General features: G+C 32.1%; 21 protein-coding genes. 8 read left to right on the top strand and 13 right to left on the bottom strand.

The features are described 5' to 3' along the window. Positions 1-278 precede the first annotated feature (278 nt). The 5 genes from ACE3PD_RS08330 to recF all read right to left on the bottom strand — a co-directional run bounded on the left by ACE3PD_RS08330 (position 279) and on the right by recF (position 4,778). Positions 279-842: an RNA polymerase sigma factor gene (locus tag ACE3PD_RS08330; protein WP_073580296.1), complete on the bottom strand. Its 564-nt coding sequence runs from the start codon at positions 840-842 to the stop codon at positions 279-281. Further along, the gene (locus tag ACE3PD_RS08325) at positions 833-1,942 is read right to left on the bottom strand and encodes a glycosyltransferase (RefSeq protein WP_374401395.1); all 1,110 of its coding nucleotides are present in this window, start codon (positions 1,940-1,942) and stop codon (positions 833-835) included. The genes ACE3PD_RS08330 and ACE3PD_RS08325 overlap by 10 nt, the downstream gene beginning before the upstream one ends. Before the next feature lie 12 nt (positions 1,943-1,954). Then, a complete protein-coding gene (locus ACE3PD_RS08320) occupies positions 1,955-2,158 on the bottom strand; it encodes a hypothetical protein (RefSeq protein WP_026724852.1) in 204 nt (67 codons plus the stop codon). A 393-nt stretch (positions 2,159-2,551) separates the two neighbouring features. Continuing rightward, entirely contained in the window at positions 2,552-3,559 is a 1,008-nt protein-coding gene (murB, locus tag ACE3PD_RS08315) for a UDP-N-acetylmuramate dehydrogenase (RefSeq protein WP_374401392.1), read from the bottom strand. Positions 3,560-3,698: 139 nt separating this feature from the next. Further along, positions 3,699-4,778, bottom strand: coding sequence for a DNA replication/repair protein RecF (gene recF, locus ACE3PD_RS08310; RefSeq protein ID WP_374401390.1), 1,080 nt, complete (start codon positions 4,776-4,778; stop codon positions 3,699-3,701). Between the two features lie 135 nt (positions 4,779-4,913). Between recF and ACE3PD_RS08305 the strand changes: the two genes are divergently transcribed. The 8 genes from ACE3PD_RS08305 (at position 4,914) to ACE3PD_RS08270 (ending at position 14,856) form a co-directional block, all read left to right on the top strand. Continuing rightward, positions 4,914-5,699 (top strand): tol-pal system YbgF family protein, encoded by a 786-nt coding sequence (locus ACE3PD_RS08305; RefSeq protein WP_374401388.1) that lies wholly within the window; start codon positions 4,914-4,916, stop codon positions 5,697-5,699. A 2-nt stretch (positions 5,700-5,701) separates the two neighbouring features. Beyond that, positions 5,702-6,187: a 6,7-dimethyl-8-ribityllumazine synthase gene (gene ribH / locus ACE3PD_RS08300; RefSeq protein ID WP_026724848.1), complete on the top strand. Its 486-nt coding sequence runs from the start codon at positions 5,702-5,704 to the stop codon at positions 6,185-6,187. 115 nt (positions 6,188-6,302) lie between these two features. Further along, on the top strand, positions 6,303-6,596 hold the full coding sequence (locus tag ACE3PD_RS08295; RefSeq protein ID WP_324069929.1) for a hypothetical protein: 294 nt from the start codon (positions 6,303-6,305) through the stop codon (positions 6,594-6,596). Beyond that, positions 6,596-8,452 carry a DNA mismatch repair endonuclease MutL gene (gene mutL / locus ACE3PD_RS08290; RefSeq protein WP_374401385.1) on the top strand — a complete coding sequence of 619 codons (1,857 nt, stop codon included), beginning with the start codon at positions 6,596-6,598 and terminating at the stop codon, positions 8,450-8,452. The genes ACE3PD_RS08295 and mutL overlap by 1 nt, the downstream gene beginning before the upstream one ends. Next, entirely contained in the window at positions 8,452-9,249 is a 798-nt protein-coding gene (locus ACE3PD_RS08285) for a rhomboid family intramembrane serine protease (protein WP_374401398.1), read from the top strand. The genes mutL and ACE3PD_RS08285 overlap by 1 nt, the downstream gene beginning before the upstream one ends. Before the next feature lie 37 nt (positions 9,250-9,286). Next, positions 9,287-10,141, top strand: a complete 855-nt coding sequence (locus ACE3PD_RS08280) for a rhomboid family intramembrane serine protease (RefSeq protein WP_374401383.1) — start codon at positions 9,287-9,289, stop codon at positions 10,139-10,141. After that, positions 10,142-11,173 carry an endonuclease/exonuclease/phosphatase family protein gene (locus ACE3PD_RS08275; RefSeq protein ID WP_374401381.1) on the top strand — a complete coding sequence of 344 codons (1,032 nt, stop codon included), beginning with the start codon at positions 10,142-10,144 and terminating at the stop codon, positions 11,171-11,173. It abuts the gene before it with no gap. Between the two features lie 200 nt (positions 11,174-11,373). After that, a complete protein-coding gene (locus tag ACE3PD_RS08270; RefSeq protein ID WP_374401379.1) occupies positions 11,374-14,856 on the top strand; it encodes a hypothetical protein in 3,483 nt (1,160 codons plus the stop codon). Positions 14,857-14,918: 62 nt separating this feature from the next. Here ACE3PD_RS08270 and ACE3PD_RS08265 read toward each other — a convergent pair whose 3' ends face one another. From ACE3PD_RS08265 to ACE3PD_RS08230, 8 genes are all read right to left on the bottom strand, one after another. Continuing rightward, the gene (locus ACE3PD_RS08265) at positions 14,919-15,530 is read right to left on the bottom strand and encodes a WbqC family protein (protein ID WP_374401377.1); all 612 of its coding nucleotides are present in this window, start codon (positions 15,528-15,530) and stop codon (positions 14,919-14,921) included. A gap of 57 nt (positions 15,531-15,587) precedes the next feature. Next, positions 15,588-15,956 carry a four helix bundle protein gene (locus tag ACE3PD_RS08260; protein ID WP_026724841.1) on the bottom strand — a complete coding sequence of 123 codons (369 nt, stop codon included), beginning with the start codon at positions 15,954-15,956 and terminating at the stop codon, positions 15,588-15,590. A 29-nt stretch (positions 15,957-15,985) separates the two neighbouring features. Continuing rightward, positions 15,986-17,707, bottom strand: coding sequence for a signal peptidase I (gene lepB / locus ACE3PD_RS08255; RefSeq protein ID WP_374401375.1), 1,722 nt, complete (start codon positions 17,705-17,707; stop codon positions 15,986-15,988). A gap of 36 nt (positions 17,708-17,743) precedes the next feature. Beyond that, complete coding sequence (dapB, locus tag ACE3PD_RS08250) at positions 17,744-18,451, bottom strand: 4-hydroxy-tetrahydrodipicolinate reductase (RefSeq protein WP_374401373.1); 708 nt, start codon at positions 18,449-18,451, stop codon at positions 17,744-17,746. A gap of 44 nt (positions 18,452-18,495) precedes the next feature. Next, on the bottom strand, positions 18,496-19,056 hold the full coding sequence (locus ACE3PD_RS08245) for a DUF5683 domain-containing protein (protein WP_374401371.1): 561 nt from the start codon (positions 19,054-19,056) through the stop codon (positions 18,496-18,498). Further along, a complete protein-coding gene (locus ACE3PD_RS08240) occupies positions 19,056-19,955 on the bottom strand; it encodes a ParB/RepB/Spo0J family partition protein (protein WP_374401369.1) in 900 nt (299 codons plus the stop codon). The genes ACE3PD_RS08245 and ACE3PD_RS08240 overlap by 1 nt, the downstream gene beginning before the upstream one ends. Before the next feature lie 9 nt (positions 19,956-19,964). Then, positions 19,965-20,729, bottom strand: coding sequence for a ParA family protein (locus ACE3PD_RS08235; RefSeq protein ID WP_111567688.1), 765 nt, complete (start codon positions 20,727-20,729; stop codon positions 19,965-19,967). A 159-nt stretch (positions 20,730-20,888) separates the two neighbouring features. Beyond that, a complete protein-coding gene (locus tag ACE3PD_RS08230) occupies positions 20,889-22,016 on the bottom strand; it encodes a methionine aminotransferase (RefSeq protein WP_374401365.1) in 1,128 nt (375 codons plus the stop codon). Positions 22,017-22,245: the final 229 nt, after the last annotated feature.

Raw genomic sequence — 22,245 nt, 5'->3', positions numbered from 1 at the left:
GATAATATTTGCCCAAGTATAGGTTTATTTGTATTTTTGGAACGCCTGAAGAGTGACATGTTTGAAAATTTTTGAAAGTTTTTTCAAAATAAATCATTCTCAGGCACTTTTAAAAATTAAACTTTCGGACGGTAGTGATTAATTTTTTTTATTTTGACGTATATATGTCCATCATAATCAAAACTAATTGTTTTTCTTGAACAAGAAAGTATTAATATGACAATTGTAGAGAGGTAAAAAATTTTTTGATATTGACGCATTTTATAAGTTTGAATATTTTACTTCCCCGAAATAATCTCCGCCAACAATTTCTTAGCTCTTAACAGTTTAATTTTGATGTTGTTGAGTGGTTCATCAATTTGTTCTGCCATTTCTTGATAAGTCATTTCTTGAAAATAGCGCATTTGAATCACTTCTTGATAAGCAGGTTTTAATTGTTTGATGTATTGTAGTAATTGGGCTAAATTTTGTTCGATAATCAATTCGTCTTCAGCAGAATTGGAGTCATCGGCAACGCTGTAGGCTTGATGATCTTCTTCATCGTTCATTTCAATAAATAATGACGATTTCTTTTTGCGAAGCATGTCGATATGAACATTTTTTGCAATCGCAATCAACCAAGTATTAAATCCGTATTCGGGATTGTAGGTAGCAATTTTATCAAATGCTTTCGCGAAAGTTTCAATTACGATGTCTTCAGTGTCAGTTTCGTTTTCAGTTCGTTTTAGCATGAAACCGTACACTTCATTCCAGAAAAAATCCAATAAAAATGTGAAAGCAACTTGGTCTCCCTTTTTTGCTTTTTCAATGTTTTCTTGAATAATTACCGAATTTACTTCCAATGTACAGGTTTTGAGATGAGGTTTCTAAAAAATACGCTTAGTTGCGTAAAGATAAGTACAATTTCAATAATTGGATACCAATACATCACATCTTTTTCTTTTAGTTTTCCAGCGGCATAACCTAAAGAAGTCCAAGTGAATAAGTATCTGAAAACAATAATTCCAGTCACTATCATCCATTGGAATTGAAGCGCTAATAAAACAATCGCTAAAACTAAAAACCAAAACTGACTAAAGAAAAATAATCCCAATTGAAATTTATCAAATCCTTTGTAGAATTTTGCAGTAGTAGCGTGTCTTCTTTTTTGGTACACCCAAGACGAAAAAGTAGTTTTAGGTTCCGAAAATGTAAAACTTTCAGGAGTATATAAAATTGCGGTATTCTTTTTTGTAGCTGCTTGATTGATAAATAAATCATCATCACCCGAACGAATTTTCATGTGATCCATAAAACCTCGAACATTGAAGAACTCTTCTTTTTTATAAGCTAAATTACGACCAACACCCATATAAGGTTTGCCAATTTTTGCCCAAGAAAAATATTGCGTAGCGGTTAACATTGTTTCAAAACGAATGATTTTGTTTAGGAAAGAATTTTTCACTTTTTCGTAAGCACCATAACCTAAAACAATCGTTTTTTCTTTGGTAAATTGAGTCGAAATTTGCAACAACCAATCGTTTGACGCCGGATAACAATCTGCATCGGTAAATACTAAATACTCGTTTTTTGCTGCTTTGATACCTAAGGTTAACGCGAATTTTTTATTACCCCAAAACGCTTCATTGTTTTGAACTTTTACCAATTTTACATTCGCATATTGCTTTTCGTAACTTTCGAATAGTTCCAAAGTTTCATCGCTCGAAGCATCGTCAATTAAGACAATTTCGTAATCGGGATAGTTTTGGGTAACCAATGATTGAAAATATTTTTTGATATTTTCTTCTTCATTTTTAGCACAAACAATAATGGAAATAGGTAAACGTTTCGGAGTACCCTCGGGTTTTTTACCAAATGAGAATTTTCCGAAAATAAAGAGGTAATAAATAAATTGAATAAACACGATAACCGCAAAAGCGATTAAGAGTATTGTTAGTATCATAAATTTTGAAAATTAAGAGTGCGAAGGTTCGCTGCAATCTTTCATTTGTTCAGGAGTTTTTCCGCAGTAGCTGCAGTTTTCTCCATCTTTATTCAAAAACGGACTTTGGCTAGCACAAGTTCCAGCAAATTTTCCATCTTTTTTTGCCCAAATTTTTATCGCGATACCTGCAAACGCAAGTCCTAAAAGTCCAATGGTTACTAATACAAGTTTCATCTTTTTCTATTTTGAACTGCAAATTTACAAAAGAAAATTCAAATCAAGTTCAGAATTTAAACGCAAAGTTCGCAAAGTTTTTTCGCAAAGCACTCAAATGATATCTAAAGCTCAATTTTTTATTTTTTAAAAAGTAAAACGTCTCTGTGTATCTCAAATCAACACAATTAAAATCAAAAAAAAACTCAGTGAATCTCTGTGAAATAATGGAGTGAGTTTTTGCACGCGGATTGAACAGATTTGCTAATGCAAAACGCGGATTAAAACAGATTACTTATGTTCACTATGTCAAGTGAAACGCCTTAAATCAACACAAAGCAAATCTAATGTGTCTATGTGTTTAAAAAACACGCCACGATTTTAAACTCTCAACTTTCTTCTCCCAACTCTCAACTAAATAATATTCACTTCCGCTTCTATTGCAATTCCGAATTTTTCTAAAATCGTTTGTTGAATATTTCTAGAAAGCGCTACAATTTCAGCTCCTGTTGCTGTTCCATAATTGACTAAAACCAAGGCTTGATTTTTATGTACACCAGCATCACCAAAACGTTTTCCTTTAAAGCCGGCTTGTTCAATTAACCAGCCTGCAGGAACTTTTACTTCGGTTTCAGAAACTACATAATGTGGCATTTCTGGGTGAAGTGCTTTTACTTTTTCGTAAGCTTCTTTTGCGATGATTGGGTTTTTAAAGAAACTTCCGCTATTGCCTAATTCTTTTGGATCAGGTAATTTACTTTGGCGAATAGCAATTACAGCGTTGCTAACGTCTTTTAAGGTTGGATTTTGTATGTTTTGATGTTGTAATTCAGTTTCAATTGCACCATAAGTCGTGGAAACTTTATGATTTCTTTTTGTTAATTTAAAACTAACCGAAGTGATAATGTATTGATTTTTCAATTCGTTTTTGAAAATACTTTCACGGTATTCAAATTTACATTGGGCGTTAGTGAAAGTTTCGATTTCTAATGTTTTCAAATTCAAAGCTTCGCACGAAAACATTGTATCCTTAATTTCAACTCCATAAGCTCCAATATTTTGAATAGGAGTTGTACCTACATTTCCAGGAATCAATGATAAATTTTCAATCCCACCAAAATTTTGATTGATGCACCAAAGTACAAATTCATGCCAATTTTCACCAGCTTGTGCTTTTACGATAGCAAAATCATCATTTTCTTCTACAATTTCTCTTCCTTTTAAATTCACATGAACGACTAATTTTTCGATGTCTTGCGTTAACAACATATTGCTTCCGCCACCCAAAATAAAAATATCGTTGTTAGCCGTCAATACTTCTTTCAATTCAGAAATTGAATTTACCGAAACAAATTGTTTAGCTTTAGCTTCAATTCCAAAAGTATTATAGTTTTTTAAAGAGAAATTGGTTTGAATATTCATTAGAATAATTTTTTTCAAATGTAATGTTTATGTGGTAATTTTCAAATTCAAGAATTGCTGCGTGTAAATTTAAACGCAAAGTCCGCCAAGTTTTTCGCAAAGCACGCAAAGAAAAATCCGTTTTATCTGCGTTACAAAATTAAATCGGGAATATTTTATACGATTGATGCGTTTCTTTGATAATAATCTCCGTTCGTTCGGCATGCGTGTCGGAAATAAAAATTTGTCCAAAAACGGCATCATTCACCATGGTTACTATTTTTTGCACACGCGTTTCGTCTAATTTATCGAAAATATCATCAAAAAGAAGAATCGGTAATTCACCACTTTGTTTTTTCATGAATTCGAATTGAGCCAATTTCAAAGCAATCAAAAATGATTTCTGTTGGCCTTGCGAACCAAATTTCTTAATAGGGTAACCATCAATTTCAAAAATCAAATCGTCTTTATGAATTCCGTTACTTGTATTTTGTATGATTCTGTCCTTTTGTAGCGATTCTTCTAAAAGCGATAGTAAATCTTTATCGAATAACTGACTTTCGTATCGCAAAGCAACCGATTCATTTCCGCCTGAAATATTGGTGTGATGTTTTTGGAAAATGGGAATGAAATCGTTTAGAAACTGGTTTCTTTTTTCAAAAATCAATTGCCCGGTTTCGCTTAGTAATTCGTTGTAAATGGATAAATTATCTGCGTCAAAAGTCTGGTTTAAAGCGAAATATTTCAATAAAGCATTGCGCTGCGCTAACGTTTTTTGATATTGGATTAGCAATTGTAAATATTGGTTGTCTAATATTCCAATAACACTATCAATAAATTTCCTTCTTGTTTCGCTTCCTTCCACAATCAAATCGGCATCAGAAGGAGAAATGATTACCAAAGGAATCAATCCCAAATGTTCAGAAAGTTTTTCATAAACTTTTCCATTGCGTTTGATGGTTTTTTTTTGACCTTTTTTTAAACTGCAAACAATTTTTTCTTCTTTTCCGTTTTTTTCAAGAAAAGCATCAATCACAAAAAACTCTTCGCCATGTTTGATGTTTTGAATTGCTAAGGGATTAAAATAGCTTTTTCCGTAGGCCAAATGGTAAATAGCATCTAAAATATTGGTTTTTCCAACACCGTTTTTTCCAACAAAACAATTGATTTTAGCGTCAAAATCAAATTCGATTTGGGCTAAATTTTTATAATTGAGTAAGGATAACTGTTTTAAAAACACAATAAATGAGGGTTGTTAGATGACTAAAAGTAAGACTTCCTGCAAAAGTAAATTGAAAATCTTAAAAATATCTACAAAAATGGTTTTAAATTTTAATAAAAATTATATTTTTGCACCTCATTAAATTAAAAATAAATGGCAACATATAACAAAAGAGGTTACAAAGCTCCAAAACCTGAAGAAGCAAAAGTTGAAAACGAGTTTGACGAAGTAGAAGCAGTTGATGTACAAGATAGTACTACAGCTGAGGTTTTTAATACTTTGGATGAGACAGCTTCAAAAACTGAGGATTGGGTAGCTAAAAATCAAAAAGTGATTTTAGGTATTGTAGGTGCAATTGCGATTGGAACATTAGGATACTTATTATTCAATCGTTTTGTTGTTGAGCCTAAAGAAGAAAAAGCAGCTAACGAAATTTTCCAAGCACAACAATTTTTTCAACAAGCGGTTGATGCTACAGAGAAAAACGATTCTTTATATAATTTAGCACTTAAAGGTGGTGAAGGTAAATTAGGTTTCTTAGCAGTAGCGGAACAATATTCTGGAACTGCAGCTGGAAATTTAGCGAATTACCACGCGGGTATGGCTTATTTGAACTTAGGTGATTTTAAAAATGCAATTGCTTATTTAGAAAAATTTAAATCGGATGATGCTATTTTAAAACCAATCGCTTTGGGAGCTATCGGAGATGCTTTGTCTGAAACTAATAAAGTGGATGATGCTATTTCTTACTATAAAAAAGCAGCTGAAGCTTCAGAAAATGATTTCACTACGCCAAGATATTTGTTAAAAGCAGCTCAATTGTATTTAACTGCTGGTAAAAAAGCAGAAGCTCACAAATTATTTGTAGAGATTAAAGAGAAATATGAAACTTCTAAAGAAGGAATGAATATTGACGCTTTCATTGCAATGACAGAATAAGAATGGCAACAGAAAATAAAAATTTATCCAATTACGATAAAAACACAATCCCAAACGCGAAAGATTTTCGGTTTGGGATTGTTGTTTCAGAATGGAACGAGCAAGTAACTGAAGGTTTGTATAATGGAGCTTTCGCTGCTTTAACTGATTGTGGTGCTTTACCAGAAAACATTATTCGCTGGAACGTACCAGGAAGTTTTGAATTGATTTTCGGAGCACGCCAAATGCATGAAAAATTAGAATTAGACGCTGTAATTGTGATTGGTTGTGTAATCAAAGGAGAAACCATGCATTTTGAATTTGTTTGTGAAGGGGTAACTCAAGGCATGAAAGACTTAAATCTTTTATACGATGTACCAACCATCTTTTGTGTGTTAACCGACAATAATATGCAGCAATCTTTAGATAGAAGTGGAGGAAAACACGGAAACAAAGGAGTAGAAGCAGCAATTGCGGCTATTAAAATGGTAGATTTGAATAGAAAATAAAAGGATTTCCTTTAAAATCAATATACTAATCCCGATTTTCATCGGGATTTTTTGTTAACAAAAATTTGGAGATTAAACGCGTAAAAATCCTTAAATTTGAAAAAAATAATGCGACATGATTAAGTTTGGAAAAGGTAGAATGCCAAAGAACAAAAGATTTAATTACACGCCTCGTCATTACGAAGGTAAAACAGTAGACAATCCATTTGATTTTGATTCTGCAATACGACGCGATAGAGAAACTGCAAGTTATAATGATATGAGAGCTTTATGGAGCGATGCTAGAGACGCTAGTAGAAACAGAAAAAATCGCTCTTTCAATATGCGTGTTATTATCATTGCCTTAATTTTGGTGTTGATCTTTTTCTTTATCATCGATTTTGATTTTTCCATATTTAGAAGAAAATAATGGCAGCGAGTATTATTCAACTTTTACCCGATCATGTTGCCAATCAAATTGCTGCGGGAGAAGTGGTGCAACGCCCAGCTTCTGTAGTGAAAGAGTTGTTGGAAAATGCCGTTGATGCCAAATCAACCGATATCAAATTAATCGTTAAAGAAGCTGGGAAAACATTAGTTCAAGTTGTCGATAACGGTTTAGGTATGAACACCACAGATGCGCGTTTGTGCTTCGAACGTCATGCGACTTCCAAAATTCGAAAAGCTGAAGATTTATTTGATTTGCATACCAAAGGTTTTCGTGGCGAAGCATTGGCTTCTATTGCTGCGATTGCTCATGTGGAATTAAAAACAAAACAAGACCAAGAAGAACTTGGTACTCATATTATTATTGAAGGAAGTAAATTGGTAACCCAAGATGTTGCGGTTTTACCAAAAGGGACTTCTTTTGCAGTTAAGAATTTGTTTTTCAATATTCCAGCTAGAAGAAATTTCTTGAAATCGGAAACGGTAGAATTTCGTCATATAATGGATGAATTCCAACGTGTAGCGATGGCACATCCGTCGATTTCGTTTACATTGATGCATAACGGAAGTGAATTGTATAATTTACCAAGTTCAAATTACCGCCAACGTATCGTCAATATTTTTGGTGGAAAAACCAATGAAAAGTTAGTGCCTGTTTCGGAAGAAACCGAGTTAATTACCATTTCAGGATTTGTGGGAAAACCCGAATTCGCCAAAAAGAGTAGAGGCGAACAGTTTTTCTTTGTCAACGACAGATACATCAAAAGTGCGTATTTGCATCATGCAATTATGAGTGCCTACGAAGGTTTGTTAAAAGAAGGCAATCAGCCAAGTTATTTCTTGTATTTACAGGTGCCGCCTCATACGATTGATATCAATATTCATCCAACAAAAACCGAAATTAAGTTTGACGACGAACATTCGTTATATGCTATTTTGCGTTCGGCGGTAAAACATAGTTTAGGACAATTTAATGTAGCGCCCGTTTTAGATTTTGAACGCGATGCTAATTTAGATACACCTTACGAATACAAAAATAGAGAAGCCGATTTTCCAACCATTCAAGTGGATTCGAGTTTTAATCCGTTTGCAGCGGAAAAACCGACTTCGAAACCGTTGTCTTCTTTTGGAAGTTATAAAAGAGAAACCACAACTGCGAGTTGGGAAAGTTTGTATGTTGGGCTAAAACAAGATACACAAGAAATTGAAACTTTTTCTTTTGAAAGCGAAGAAGTTACTAGTAAATTGTTTGATGAAGATGTGATGGAAACCAAAACAACATCAACCTATCAAATTCATAAAAAATATATTGTTAGTGCGATAAAATCCGGAATGTTGGTTATTGATCAAGGAAGAGCGCACCAACGTGTTTTATACGAACAATTTCTGACTAATATTACGGTTCAAAAAGCTTCGAGTCAGCAATTGTTATTTCCTTTGGAATTGTATTTTTCATCTGATGAGATGATTTTATTGAGAGAATTACAATCGTCTTTAGAAAATACAGGATTTGTTTTTGATGCTTTCAATAGTGATTCTGTTCAAATTTCAGGATTGCCAATTGGAATGGCCGAAAGCGAAGTTTCTATTGTTTTAGAAGAATTGATTGGGAATTTACAAAATGAAATTCCAGAAAGTAGTTTTTCGCAAAGTGATAGTATTGCCAAATCGATGGCAAAAAGTATGGCCGTAAAAACCGGAAGTTATTTAACCGAAAAGGAACAAGAAAATTTAGTAAATTCATTATTTGCGTGTAAAGAACCTAATGTTTCGCCTTTTCAAAAACCAACTTTTATCACATTAACGGTAGAAGATTTAGATAAAAAATTTGCGATATGATGAACAATATGACCGATACTGTTAAGCAGTTATTGATAATTAATGTTTTGTGTTTTTTGGGTAGTTTCGTGGTACCACAATCAAATGATTTATTGGCTTTGTATTATTTTGAAAGTGATAAGTTTCAATTTTGGCAGCCTATAACGCATATGTTCATGCACGGAAGTCTTATGCATATTTTCTTTAATATGTTTGCGTTGATTTCTTTTGGAAGCGCATTGGAGCATTTTTGGGGAGCAAAAAAGTTTTTGTTCTTCTATTTTTCATGTGGAGTTGGAGCAGCTTTGATTCATTCTGGAGTAAATTATTATGAAATACACTCATTATTAGATCAGTTACAAAATTCAGTTATAACTTCTGCAGATATTCACACTATTCTAAATACTGATTTTGTTAGTGGTAATCAATTTCAAGGACAATTATTGTATGAAAATGCACAAGCTACTTTCGATAAATTAAATTTAAATGGGGATGACTTCAAAATTTTGTTTGATGCTGCAATAAAAAATCAAACCGCTGCAGTGGGAGCTTCAGGAGCTATTTACGGATTATTAGTAGCTTTTGCCTTTATGTTTCCTAATGCTGAGTTAATGCTGATGTTTATTCCTGTTCCAATTAAAGCTAAATATTTTGTACCCGTTATTGTTTTGCTAGATTTATTCTCAGGTGTAACAGGTTTTGGTCTTTTTGGTGGAAATATTGCTCATTTTGCTCACGTGGGTGGTGCTTTAATTGGTTTTATTATGATGTGGTATTGGAAGAAAAATCAATTCAATCAAAACCGTTGGGACAGTTAGATTTCAGAAAATAGAAATTAGAATATAAAGAAAAGAAATGAACATTTTAGACGATTTAAAACTACAATACAAAACAGGAGGTATGGTGCAAAAGTTAATCTTTTGGAACATCGGTTGCTTCTTGTTGTCGCTAGTGTTTTTTTATAGTTTTTCTGTTGTGAAATTTCAAATTCCAACATGGATTGCTTTATCGTCTGATTTTGGGACGTTTATTCGTACTCCATGGACATTAATCACGTTTAATTTCTTTCATGCTGGATTTTTGCATTTGATTTTTAATCTGATGGTGCTCCAATTTTCGGGAAGATTGTTTTCAACTTATTTTACCGATAAGCAATTGCTAGGAGTTTATATTTTAGGTGGAATTTTCTCTGGACTAACCTTTGTGCTTTCTTATATTGTCATTGGAAAATCAGGTTTGTTAGTTGGGGCTAGCGGAGCTATTATGGCTATTTTAATTGCTACAGCAACGTATGCACCTTTTATGTTATTGCGCATTCCGTTAATAGGAATTGTGAAGCTTTGGCATGTGGCTTTTGTTATTTTGTTAGTAGACTTAATTCAAATGCCATTAGATAATACAGGTGGACATTTAGCACATTTAGGAGGAGCTTTATTCGGATTTATCTACATCAAGTTATTACAATCAGGCAAAGATGTTACAAAGTCTTTTTTAGCTTTATTAGATACTTTTGCGAATCTTTTTAAACCAAAAAAGAAAACCCCATTTAAAAAAGTACATCGCAATACAACAAAAAAAGTAGTAAATTCGTTTACAGAGAAAGATATCACGCAAAAGCAGATTGATGATATTTTAGATAAGATTAGTAAATCGGGTTATGATAGTCTAACTAAAGAGGAAAAAGAGTTTCTCTTCAAAGCTGGAAAATAAATGCAGAGACAGTCATGGTTAAGTAAAATAATGTTCTTTTTTAATATAGTACTAGCTGTATTGACTTTTCTTGCCTATTTATTGCCATTTTTAGCTCCAAAAGCCTTCCCTTTTTTAAGTGTATTGACACTTATTCTTCCTTTTTTTTTAATTTTAAATTTTTTCTTTTTTGTATATTGGTTGTTACAGTTCAAGCGTTATATGTTACTTTCTGGATTAGTTTTGTTACTAGGAATTACTTTTATTAATCGTTTTTATAAATTTTCAGAAACCAATTTGCCTAAAGAAGAGAACGATTTTACTTTGATGAGCTACAACGTACGTCTTTTTAATTTGTACGAATGGCTTCCACAAAATGATGTTCCAGAGCAAATTTCTAAGTTAATTGAGGAACAGAAACCAGATATTTTGTGTTTACAAGAATTTTCTCCAAGTGACCGAGTTAACACCAAAATGTTTCCATTTAGTTATGTTAAGTTATACGGAGGAAAAAATAAATATGGTCAAGCTATTTATTCAAAATATAAAATTATTGATGAAGGAGAAATTGAATTTCCAAATTCAAGTAACAACGTAATTTTTGCTGATATTGTTAAAGAAAAAGATACAATTCGTGTTTATAGCATGCACTTGCAATCGATAAAAATCAGTACCGATATTCATGAAGAAATAGACGAAGCAAAATCAAAATTTATTTTCAAACGCTTAAGTGAAGCTTTCACATTACAACAACATCAAGCGGAATTAATTAAAGCGCATTTTGAAACTTGTAAACATCCAAAAATTATTTGCGGTGATTTAAATAACAGCGCTTTTTCATATGTTTATAGAACTATTAAAGGGGATTTAAAAGATGCATTTGAAGAGGCAGGTACAGGTTTTGGAAAATCATATAATTTTAAGTATTATCCTGCAAGAATAGATTATGTTTTTGTGGAAAATACAATTAATGTTAAACAGTTTAAAACAATTGATACTTTTTTTCAAAGTGATCATTTTCCACAAATAGCCAGATGTTCATTTGTTAAATAAGTATATTTATTTTTTTCTTAATGTAATTTATCGTTTTTTTTTAGTTTTATATCGATTTATTTGTTGGTTTTGAATGTTTTAGCTAAATTTGTAGTCTTGTTTAACCCTAAAACCCTAAATGCTTTTTGTAGGTTCAAAACTATCTTTGATACCTAGTCTTTTTAAATATAGTATTTGGTTTTGTAATCCCTATACGTAAAATGAAAAATTACTTTATGTTCTTGTGCCTTATTGTAGGTAATATATACAGTTATGCGCAATGTTCGTTCCCTTCTGGTGCTACTCAGAACGGTGCTACTCGATCTTTTTGTGTTAGTGCGCCACCCCAAAGTCAAAATGTTTCTAATGTTACAGGAAATAATTTTATTTTATTAAATGTTGTTCAAGGTTTTACTTATGAATTCAGTGTAGGGGATGCTTTCCCTTCAAATAGTGAAAATTTAGACATTTTTAATATGTCAAATATAAATATTGGATTTTCATCTGGACCTAATGGAGCTACAATTACAAATTGGGTTGCACCTTATTCAGGTCAAGTGAAAATTGTATTATCTTTTGATGCTTGTGACTTTTCAAGTGTTTCAGGTAGAACAATAACATTAACATTATTAAATGTTGGAAACACTTTAGATGACCAAAATGCAAGAGGTGTAAATACTTGGATTGGTCATGCATATGATTGGATTTATGTTCCACCATTACCAGGAGAATCAACGTTTCCGCCAGGAGGTTCAACTTCACCTATTACACCAACAGCTACATTTCCATTTAATGTTGAAAATTATTTAGGATATTATAATGTTGGTTCAGAAAGTATTGTTGAAAACTTTGGAGGTAATACTGCATGTTTTCCCTTTTTAAGTGGAGGATCTTCTTATTCTTCTGTATCCACAACTTATTTTGCAATGCGATATAGAATGCGGTCTACAAAGCCTGCGGGTTGTTATATAGCAACTATTAGAGGAGATGACGGTGTTAGGTTATATGTAGATAATCAGTTGGTTTTTAATGAATGGAAACAACAATCTAGTACATATACAAATGTTTTAATCTATTTGGATGGAGATGCAGAATTGGTTTTAGATTATTATGAAAATAATAGTCAAAATATTTTAGAATTTAGTTTAGCAAGTTTTGATAATGCAACAAATACTATATCACTTGTTGGTGATTCAAAAGTTTGTAATAATGTAGCTCCTGGTTTTTTAAATGGGTCTAGTTATACTTATCTTGGTTCAATAACGAATCCTACAATTTCTTTTCAATGGCAAGTTTCAAATGATAATGTTACGTTTGTAGATATTCCAGGTGCAACTGCTCAAAATTATACTCCACCCGGAACTACAACGGTTGGGTTTAGATATTTTAGACGATTGGTTTCTCTTTCATCAAATATAGGTGTCTGTTCTAATCCAAGTAATGTAATTAGTCTTGAAACAACTGCATCGCCACCTTTATCAACACCTGTAATTACTACCCCAACTAATTTACAATGTGATAGTTTTGATGCTAATTGGAATCCGGTTTCTGGTGCAATTAGTTATTTATTATATGTTTCAACTACTAGTAATTTTACTGCAATTTTACCTGGTTATGATGGATTAGATGTTGGAAATGTAACAACTTACACAGTTTCTGGATTAGATTATAAAACGACATATTATTACAGAATTCAAGCAGTTTCTTCTGATTGTTCTAGTCGGTTATCTTCTACAGCAAATTTTAGTTATTTAGGTACGCCTAATAGGCCATCAATTACTCCTATTTCTTGTGATTCATTTTCTGTTAGTTGGACTAGTCACCCAAGAGCTGATAGTTATGAATTAGATGTTTCAACTTCAGCTGCTTTTGGAACTTTTTTACCCGGATATAATGGTTTAAATGTTGGAAATGTTACCTCATATACATTGACAGGATTGCCTTTAGACACACCAATTTATTTTAGAATTAGATCGGTTAATAATATTTGTGGTGAAAGCTTAAGTTCAAGTGCGAATTCAAATACAACAGTTTGGAATGGTTCAACTTGGACTAATGGTTTGCCTGATTTAGCAAAGTATGTATTTATAAATGGTAATTATGATATGACTTCATTACCAAGTATAGATGCTTGTACTATACAAGTTAGAAACGGTAGTACGTTAACTGTTGTAGGTGGAAAATATGTAAATGTTCAAAATAAAGTTATTGTACAACCTTCTGGGTTATTTGAAGTATTAAACGGTGGATCGTTAATTCAAATTACGGATGGAGTTTCTAATACAGGGAATATTTATCTAGAGCGTACAACTCAAACAAGATTAAGTGACTATGTTTATTGGTCTTCACCCGTTAATAATTTTCCATTATTTGATGTTTCACCAAATACTCCGTCTAATTCAATATACAGCTGGAGAGCTACAGCATTAAACTCTAATGGTGGTCAAGGAAATTGGCAACTTGCTAATGAGAATATGATTTTAGGTAAAGGTTACGCCATAAGGGGTCCTGTTGGATTTACTGATGGAGCTCCTCAAAACTTAACTGCAACATTTATTGGAGTCCCTAATAATGGAATTATTACTTTTCCTATTGAAAGAGGAAATAATTTAGGTGCTGGCTCTAATGGTCCTAACGGAGTAATGCGCACTGTTTATGATGATAATTGGAATTTAATTGGAAATCCATATCCTTCTTCAATTGATGTAATGACGTTTTTATCTAACAATCCAGATCTTGATGGAAATGTTCGTATTTGGTCCAGTACAACTCTTCCTTCCAATTCAGTTTCAGATCCATTTTATGGTGATTATTTATACAATTATTCACCTAATGATTATATTGTGCATAATGGAACTGCTACTACAAGTGGACCAGGAACTTTTAATGGAAAAATTGCTACTGGACAAGGTTTTATGGTTATGATGGACGAAGGAGCAACTGCTGCTACAAGTAATGTTACGTTTACTAATTCAATGAGAAATTCTAGTTATGATAATTCAGAATTTTTTAGAAATTCTCAACCAGTTAGTCTTAAACATAGAATTTGGTTAGATTTAATTGATAATGTTCCAAACGGAATTGTTTCAAGAACTGTAATAGGCTATGTTGATGGTGCAACAGATGAGAAAGACAGATTATTTGATGCGGTAACAAGTTATAAAACAAGTCAAAATTTTTATTCTATTTTGAACAATGATATTTTATGTATTCAAGGTAAAGGTCTTCCTTTTGTAGATAATGATGTCATTCCTTTAGGATATAAAGCAGCAAGACGAGGAAGTTATTCAGTTGCAATAGCTGCAGTGGATGGTGTTTTCAATGAAAATCAAGTGGTTTATTTGGAGGATTTACAAACTAATACTATTCATAATTTATCTCAATCTCCTTATACTTTTCAATCAGAAATAGGGATATTTAACAATAGATTTGTTTTACGATATAAAGATACCGTATTGTCAAATCCAAATTTTGATATTGATTCAATATTGATTTACACAGAATCTAATCATGTAATTATTAATTCCGGAATTGAAACGATAGCATCTTATGAGATTTATGACATTCTTGGAAGGGTAATAAAAAATGGTTCAGGATTATCCACTAATCAAGTTATTTCTGAATTAGAAGTTACAAATCAACCTTTGATTGTAAAAGTTAAATTGGCAAATAATCAAATAATTTCAAAAAAGATAATCCATTAACATTGCAATAAAATGAGTTAAAAAAAGGAGTTAATTATTAATTAACTCCTTTTTTATTTATTTTATAAATGGTGTCTTTTTAAATAATCAACAGCATATCTACCTTCATTAAATAGTAAGTCTAAAATACTTAAGTTATTTATAAAACCGTGTTTATCATTAAAAACTTGTGTGTATATTTCTAATTGAGTAGTGTCTTTTTTTCCATTAGCCAAATGTCTTAAATCTATAAAATTTGGGACATCATGAAAGAATTCAGTTGTTTTTTCAGGAATTATTTTTATGCCTAATGTATTATTTACTAATTCAAAGATTTCCAAATTCAAATCCATTAAAAATTCATGTCTTTTTTCGAATAACGGTCTAAAATCATCTTCAAAATATTCAAAAAAAGGTGAAGTTCTGTAAGCGGCTTCTAACGATTTAAAATGATTTTTCTGCCATCCAAAATCATTCTCAATACGAACATCTTTATATTTTTGATGTTTTTCTTTTGAATGTTTGATTGGGATATTCAACATTTGAACTCCGTTTGGACTATAAATATACATCCTGTTTCTATTGGTTTGTTTTTGAAAATTATCTTCCATTTCAAATGTAACCGAATCCGCCTTAAGCATTGCTACATAATGACTAATTGAAGGAAAATAAGTAGGATGTAAAAGGATGTTCATTTGAAATGTTAAATTGTTAAATTGTTAAATTGTTAAATTGTTAAATTGTTAAATTGTTTAGTTTTTATCTTTTAAGATATAATTTCTTAAGGAATTCAATTTATTAGTAATGCTATTTATTTGATTCCTACAGTTTGAATAATTGGTTTCACTAATATATTCTAATTCATAAGATAGTATTAATTGGTTTAATACTTCCATTGTTGAACTGTAAGACATAGAAATGAAATGAGCTTTGTCTTTATCTGAAATTCTTGAAGTTCCTTCTGCAATATTTGAGCAAATTGATACAGAAGCTCTTCTTAATTGAGAAACAAGTCCAAATTTTTCACTATCCGGAAAAGACAGAGTTAAATTATAGATTGATTTTGTCAATTCTTTTGACTCTATCCAAACGTCTAATTTCTCAAATGAAAATTTATGCATTCCTTTTAAACAATTAAACGATTTAACAATTAAACATTATTCTCTTCTTTCTTTTTCTTCTTTTTTCTGAAATAATCAAAAGCAAAATAACCTGCTAAAGCAATTAAGAAATATTGGAAATACGATTTTGGTTGGCCATCACCACTAACAGTAGTGAATAATCTATCCCAACGAATGCTCCAGTTTTTGATTCCATCGTTGATTCCATCGATACTCATCCAAATGAAAATTGGTTTTCCAACGATGTGATCTGCTGGAACAAATCCCCAATAACGAGAATCTAATGAGTTGTGACGGTTATCTCCCATCATCCAATAGTAATCTTGTTTGAAAGTATAAGAAGTTGCAATTTGTCCGTTGATGCGAATTTCATCACCATTTACTTTTAAATCGTTTCCTTCGTATTCGTCAATTACTTTTTTGTAAAAAGGTAATGTTTCTTTGTTCAAAGTAACAGTTTTTCCAGCTTCAGGAATGTAAATTGGTCCCATATTGTCACGATTCCAATTGTTTTTGTCAGAAGGTTTCCCGTCTTGAATATCAGTAAAAATTCCATCTTCAGCTGTTTTACTAATTTGACGTTTTACCGAACTAATTCTACTATCTGATTTAAGTTGTTCGTATTTTTCAGCCGTTAAATTCCCATAAAAATAACTCGGAGAAATCATCAAACCTAATTTATTGTAAATTTCCTGGTCAACCTGACCTGTTACAGCTGTTGTTAAAGTATCTCTAGATATTTCTTCAAATGCATATCTACTGATTAGCTCATTTTTGAATTCAGGTTTGTCCCAAATTTCATTTTTGATCTCAAACAAGGGATAGCCCTCTGTAATTTGATAGAAATTTTTTATTTCATCGGCATTTACATTATTGGTTTTAATCAAGTAAAAATACTGAGGTTTAGCTCTTTCCGGTAGAATTGATTCTTTTCCATTAATAAAAATGATACCATCTCTAATTTCTATTTTATCACCAGGAATTGCCGTACAACGTTTTACGTAGTTGGTTTTTTTATCGATAGGTTTATCATATCTTTTGTCTGCCGCTTTGTACATGTGAAACAAGGTATCTGCTGGCCAGTTGAAAACCACAATGTCATTACGTTCTATTTTTTGTAATGCAGGAAAACGAAAATAAGGTAATGAAGGTTTTGCTAAATATGATTTTGTTTTAATGATTGGTAAAGTATCGTGAACCATTGGAGCAGCAATTGGTGTCATTGGTGTTCTAGCTCCATAATGAAATTTACTTACAAATAAAAAGTCACCAACTAACAACGATTTTTCTAACGATGAGGTTGGAATTGTGTATGGTTGAATAAAATAGGTGTGAACTAAAGTAGCTACAACAATGGCAAATGAAAGCGAACCTAATGTATCCATTGTTTTGTTTGGCGCTTTCAAATCACGGTTAGCAAAGTAAGTAGTTTCTTGAGTGTAATTTACATATGCGATATAAAATCCAAGAGTAACGACTCCTAAAATCATATCTAAAGTTGATTTTTTACCAAAAGTTCGTAAGGTTTCAATCCAAATAATTGGAAATAAAAACAAATTGATAACAGGAATAAAAAGTAGAAAAATCCAATATTTCGGACGATTGATGATTTGCATTAATACAATTCCGTTATATACCGGAACAAATGCTTCCCATGCTTTTCTACCTGCTTTTACATATAATTTCCAAGTTCCAATTCCGTGAATTACTTGAACGAATAAGATAAAGATTAACCAACCTGATATTTCCATTTTTAATATCGTTTACTTGTTAAATTGTCTAATTGTTTATTTTGAGTTTAATCCCAAAACATCTTTCATGTTGAAAACTCCTTTTTTTCCAAATAACCACTCGGCTGCAACAACAGCTCCTAAGGCAAAACCTTCTCTGCTGTGTGCCGTGTGCTTAATTTCGATTTGGTCCACTTCGCTGTCATAAAAAATACTGTGTGTTCCAGGTACGTTTTCAATACGTTTTGCTTCAATATGGATTTCATTACTTATTGGAGTTTCTAGTGTCCAATTTGAATAATCTGTATGCTTAATAACTCCTTCAGCAAGTGTGATAGCTGTTCCGCTAGGAGCGTCTAATTTTTGAGTGTGATGAATTTCTTCCATCGAAACGTTGTATTGTTTCAAATTGGCCATCATTTTGGCTAAATATTCATTCAGTTCAAAAAATACATTTACACCTAAACTAAAATTAGAAGCATAAATAAAACTTCCGTTTTTTTCTTCGCACAATTGCACCATTTTCGGGTAATCTGCTAACCAACCTGTAGTTCCAGAAATAACAGGAATTCCATTATTTAAACATTCAGAAATATTAGCAACCGCACTATCTGGAACACTAAAGTCGATAGCAACATCGGCATTTAATAATCCTTCAAATGTGTTATTTTGATCTTTTTTTAATACGATTTCATGACCTCTTTCTAAAGCTATTCTTTCGATAACTTTTCCCATTTTTCCGTATCCTAAAAGTGCAATTTTCATAGCAGTTAGTTGTTGAGTTAACCAATTTGTTACCTAATGTTTTGTTAAAAACGATAGGTGAGTGTCATACCGTAGTTAAATTGATAATCAATTTGATTTTGATTCATATCAGGTTTAATAGATAAGTTATCGTTGACATTAAATTGCATCAAATGCGCATCGATATTAGCATCTACAATATTTAAAATGTAGATAAAACCAGTTATTAAAGCCGATAAATCTCTGTTTTTTTGATGAAATTTTTGTGCGCGAATTAATCGGTCATTATCCAATCCACCATAAATTGGATGTTCAGGATCAAAAGTGCCATCTAATCTTCTTTTGTATTCGTCACGATATTCGTGGTACTTATTTTGATTGAAAGTATAATAATAAAGTCCAGCTCCTAAACCAGCATAAACTATTGGAATTTTCCAATACTTTTTGTTATATGCTTGACCTAAACCAGGAACAAGTGCTGAGTAAAAAGCTGCTCTTGCAGGACGATTCGGGTCGATAATCGCTTTTACAGTATCTTTTGGAATCAAACTGATTTCTTCTTGTGCTTTTCCTTCAAAAGTTAGAAAAAGACAAGTTAAAATAAATATGTAATGTAGCTTTTTCACTAAGAATTGATTAGTTTCAAGATACGATTAAAGTCTTCTTCTGAGTGAAATGGAATCGTTATTTTACCTTTTCCATTACCTGCAACTTTAACGTCAACTTTTGTTCCAAAATAGTTAGCAAACGCTTTTTTCTCTTCCTCTTTAACGTCAAATGAGTTACCTTTTGTAGGTTTAGCTGTTTTTGGTTTTAAACTATCTTGATAATTTTTTACCAAAGCTTCTGTTTCTCTAACCGAAAGATTTTGCGTTACTACTTTATGATAAATATCGCTTTGAACATCTTGATTGTCAATGTTAATCAATGCTCTTCCGTGTCCCATTGAAATAAAACCATCACGCATTCCAGTTTGAATGATTGGATCTAATTTCAATAAACGTAAATAGTTGGTAATAGTCGAACGTTTTTTACCAACGCGCTCACTCAATTCTTCTTGAGTTAAATTGATTTCTTCGATTAATCTTTGATAGGAAATCGCAACCTCAATTGGATCTAAATCATGACGTTGGATGTTTTCCACCAAAGCCATAACCAATGATTCGTTATCATTAGCCAAACGAATGTAAGCCGGAATCGTTTTTAATCCGATTAATTTTGAAGCACGCAAACGACGCTCTCCCGAAATCAATTGGAATTTATTAAACTCTAATTTTCGAACAGTAATCGGTTGAATTACACCTAATTCTTTAATCGATTTGGCTAATTCTTGTAACGTTTCTTCGTTGAAATTCGTTCTCGGTTGAAACGGATTAATTTCAATCGATTCGATATCTAATTCAATAATATTTCCTACAACTTTATCTGCGTTTTTGTCCTCAACCGATTTAATGTCGTTCTCTGGATCTTTCAATAAAGCCGATAATCCTCTTCCTAAGGCTTGTTTTTTAACCGCTTTTGTCATCTTACTCTATTATTGATTTTTCTTAATAATTTCTTCTGCTAAGTTCAAGTAATTAGAAGCGCCTTTACTCGTAGCGTCGTAATTAATGATACTTTCTCCAAAACTTGGAGCTTCACTCAATTTAATATTTCTTTGAATTACCGTTTCAAAAACCATATCGTTAAAGTGTTTTTGAACTTCTTCCACCACTTGGTTAGATAAACGTAAACGAGAATCGTACATAGTTAACAATAATCCTTCAATATCTAAGTTCGGATTGTGGATTTTTTGTACACTTTTAATCGTGTTCAATAATTTTCCTAAACCTTCTAAGGCAAAATATTCGCACTGAATTGGGATAACCACACTATCAGCTGCAGTTAAAGCATTCAAGGTTAATAAACCTAATGAAGGAGCACAATCAATTAAAATATAATCGTACTTATCTTTTACGCTTTCCAATGCTGTTTTTAGCATGTACTCGCGATTTTCTTTGTCTACTAATTCAATTTCGATAGCTACCAAGTCAATATGAGCTGGAATCACCGAAACATTTGGTGCCGAACAAGAAACGGTTGCTTCTTCTGGAGTGGCGCTATGCTCTAGAACTTGGTACGAACCAATTTCCACACTTTCTACGTCGATTCCTAAGCCCGAACTCGCGTTAGCTTGTGGGTCAGCATCGATTAAAAGTACTTTTTTTTCTAAAACACCAAGAGAAGCTGCTAAGTTAACAGATGTAGTTGTTTTTCCTACACCACCTTTTTGATTGGCAATTGCAATGATTTTACCCATTTGATTATTGAAAATTTTAAGCCGTAAAAATACAATTATTTATGGTTTTTTCAAGGCAATTTTGTTAACAATGGGTTAAAGTGTTATTTGGCTGAATGTTAGCTTGTTTTTTTGTTTTAAAATGACTTAAAACTTCAAAATGAAACCAATTTGTAAGATTTAAATTTGATTTAGTTTTTCAGCCGCCGCCATCAAAGTTTCGTCGGTTTTCGCAAAACAAAAGCGAAGCATGTGTCTATCTGTATTATCGTTATAAAATACAGAAATCGGAATGGAAGCCACGCCATGATTTACGATTAATTCTTTAGCAAAGTCCACATCGTTTTTATCTGAAATTTGGTTGTAATTTACCACTTGAAAATAGGTACCATCGCAAGGCATTAACTCGAATCGGCTGTCTTTGATTAGGTTTTGAAACAAATCGCGTTTGCGTTGGTATATTTTAGAAACTTCGCTAAAATCAACTACATCCAAATATTCTGAAATCGCATGTTGCGAAAAACTATTTACACTGAATACTAAAAATTGATGCACTTTTTTCATTTCGAACATTAGATGTTCAGGAGCAATTAGATAACCGACTTTCCAACCCGTAACATGCAACGATTTTCCAAAAGACGAAGCAATAATGGTTCTTTCGACTAATTTTGGACGTGTATTAAACGAAATATGTGGTTGCGAAAACGTAATGTATTCGTACACTTCGTCCCCCAAAATAAGAATTTCAGGATGTTTTTCTAATATCGTTTCTAAAGCTTCAAAATCAGTTTCTGTCCAAATTCTGCCCGTAGGATTGTGCGGATTATTCACCACAATCATTTTGGTTTTTGGCGTAATTGCAGCTTCAATTTTATTGAAATTAGGCGTGTAATCTAAATTCAACGAAACACGAACTGGTTTTCCACCAGCTACTAAAACCGAAGGTTCGTAACTGTCATAACTTGGATCTAAAATCAACACTTCATCGCCCTGATTTACAAACGTGTTAATGGCTGTAAAAACGCCTTGTGTAGCGCCAGCAGTAATTAGCATTTCGGTTGCTGTATTGACTTTTCTATCGTATTGTTTTAAAGTCTGATTCGCAATTTTTTCCAATAACGAAGGCAAACCCGCCATTGGCGTATATTGGTGAATGTTTTCTCTAATAATGCGTTCCGAAATTTGCAATAAACGTTCGTCTTCAGGGAAATTCGGAAATCCTTGCGATAAATTAATAGCGCCGTGTTGGTTCGCTAATTGCGACATTACGGAAAATATACTGGTGGTGATGTTAGGTAGTTTTGACATGAAACAAAAATATAAAAAATATACATGCTCTAATTTCTTCAAATTACTTTATTTTGTGATTTAATTCTGAGATTTTGAAGATAGTTATCCACTACTATCCGAAAGTTTTTCAAAAATAGAAAAAAAACTTCTGTATCCCTTTGTTTATATGCTTAATTTTGTTTGATTGATAAAATTATCTGTTGAAAAAATGTTTTTTTCTGGTGGTTTTTCAGCTTTTTTTACAATT

The organism is Flavobacterium sp., assembly GCF_041911335.1.
Classification (GTDB): domain Bacteria; phylum Bacteroidota; class Bacteroidia; order Flavobacteriales; family Flavobacteriaceae; genus Flavobacterium.
The sequence above is the reverse complement of the archived record's forward strand: the minus strand, read 5'-3'. Positions and strand labels throughout refer to the sequence as shown.

Coding starts and splice junctions, on each gene's coding strand:
- ACE3PD_RS08325 (WP_374401395.1), bottom strand. CDS start 1,942: ATGATACTAACAATACTCTTAATCGCTTTTGCGGTTATCGTGTTTATT.
- ACE3PD_RS08320 (WP_026724852.1), bottom strand. CDS start 2,158: ATGAAACTTGTATTAGTAACCATTGGACTTTTAGGACTTGCGTTTGCA.
- murB (WP_374401392.1), bottom strand. CDS start 3,559: ATGAATATTCAAACCAATTTCTCTTTAAAAAACTATAATACTTTTGGA.
- ACE3PD_RS08305 (WP_374401388.1), top strand. CDS start 4,914: ATGGCAACATATAACAAAAGAGGTTACAAAGCTCCAAAACCTGAAGAA.
- ribH (WP_026724848.1), top strand. CDS start 5,702: ATGGCAACAGAAAATAAAAATTTATCCAATTACGATAAAAACACAATC.
- ACE3PD_RS08295 (WP_324069929.1), top strand. CDS start 6,303: ATGATTAAGTTTGGAAAAGGTAGAATGCCAAAGAACAAAAGATTTAAT.
- mutL (WP_374401385.1), top strand. CDS start 6,596: ATGGCAGCGAGTATTATTCAACTTTTACCCGATCATGTTGCCAATCAA.
- ACE3PD_RS08285 (WP_374401398.1), top strand. CDS start 8,452: ATGAACAATATGACCGATACTGTTAAGCAGTTATTGATAATTAATGTT.
- ACE3PD_RS08280 (WP_374401383.1), top strand. CDS start 9,287: ATGAACATTTTAGACGATTTAAAACTACAATACAAAACAGGAGGTATG.
- ACE3PD_RS08275 (WP_374401381.1), top strand. CDS start 10,142: ATGCAGAGACAGTCATGGTTAAGTAAAATAATGTTCTTTTTTAATATA.
- ACE3PD_RS08270 (WP_374401379.1), top strand. CDS start 11,374: ATGAAAAATTACTTTATGTTCTTGTGCCTTATTGTAGGTAATATATAC.
- ACE3PD_RS08265 (WP_374401377.1), bottom strand. CDS start 15,530: ATGAACATCCTTTTACATCCTACTTATTTTCCTTCAATTAGTCATTAT.
- ACE3PD_RS08260 (WP_026724841.1), bottom strand. CDS start 15,956: ATGCATAAATTTTCATTTGAGAAATTAGACGTTTGGATAGAGTCAAAA.
- lepB (WP_374401375.1), bottom strand. CDS start 17,707: ATGGAAATATCAGGTTGGTTAATCTTTATCTTATTCGTTCAAGTAATT.
- dapB (WP_374401373.1), bottom strand. CDS start 18,451: ATGAAAATTGCACTTTTAGGATACGGAAAAATGGGAAAAGTTATCGAA.
- ACE3PD_RS08240 (WP_374401369.1), bottom strand. CDS start 19,955: ATGACAAAAGCGGTTAAAAAACAAGCCTTAGGAAGAGGATTATCGGCT.
- ACE3PD_RS08235 (WP_111567688.1), bottom strand. CDS start 20,729: ATGGGTAAAATCATTGCAATTGCCAATCAAAAAGGTGGTGTAGGAAAA.
- ACE3PD_RS08230 (WP_374401365.1), bottom strand. CDS start 22,016: ATGTCAAAACTACCTAACATCACCACCAGTATATTTTCCGTAATGTCG.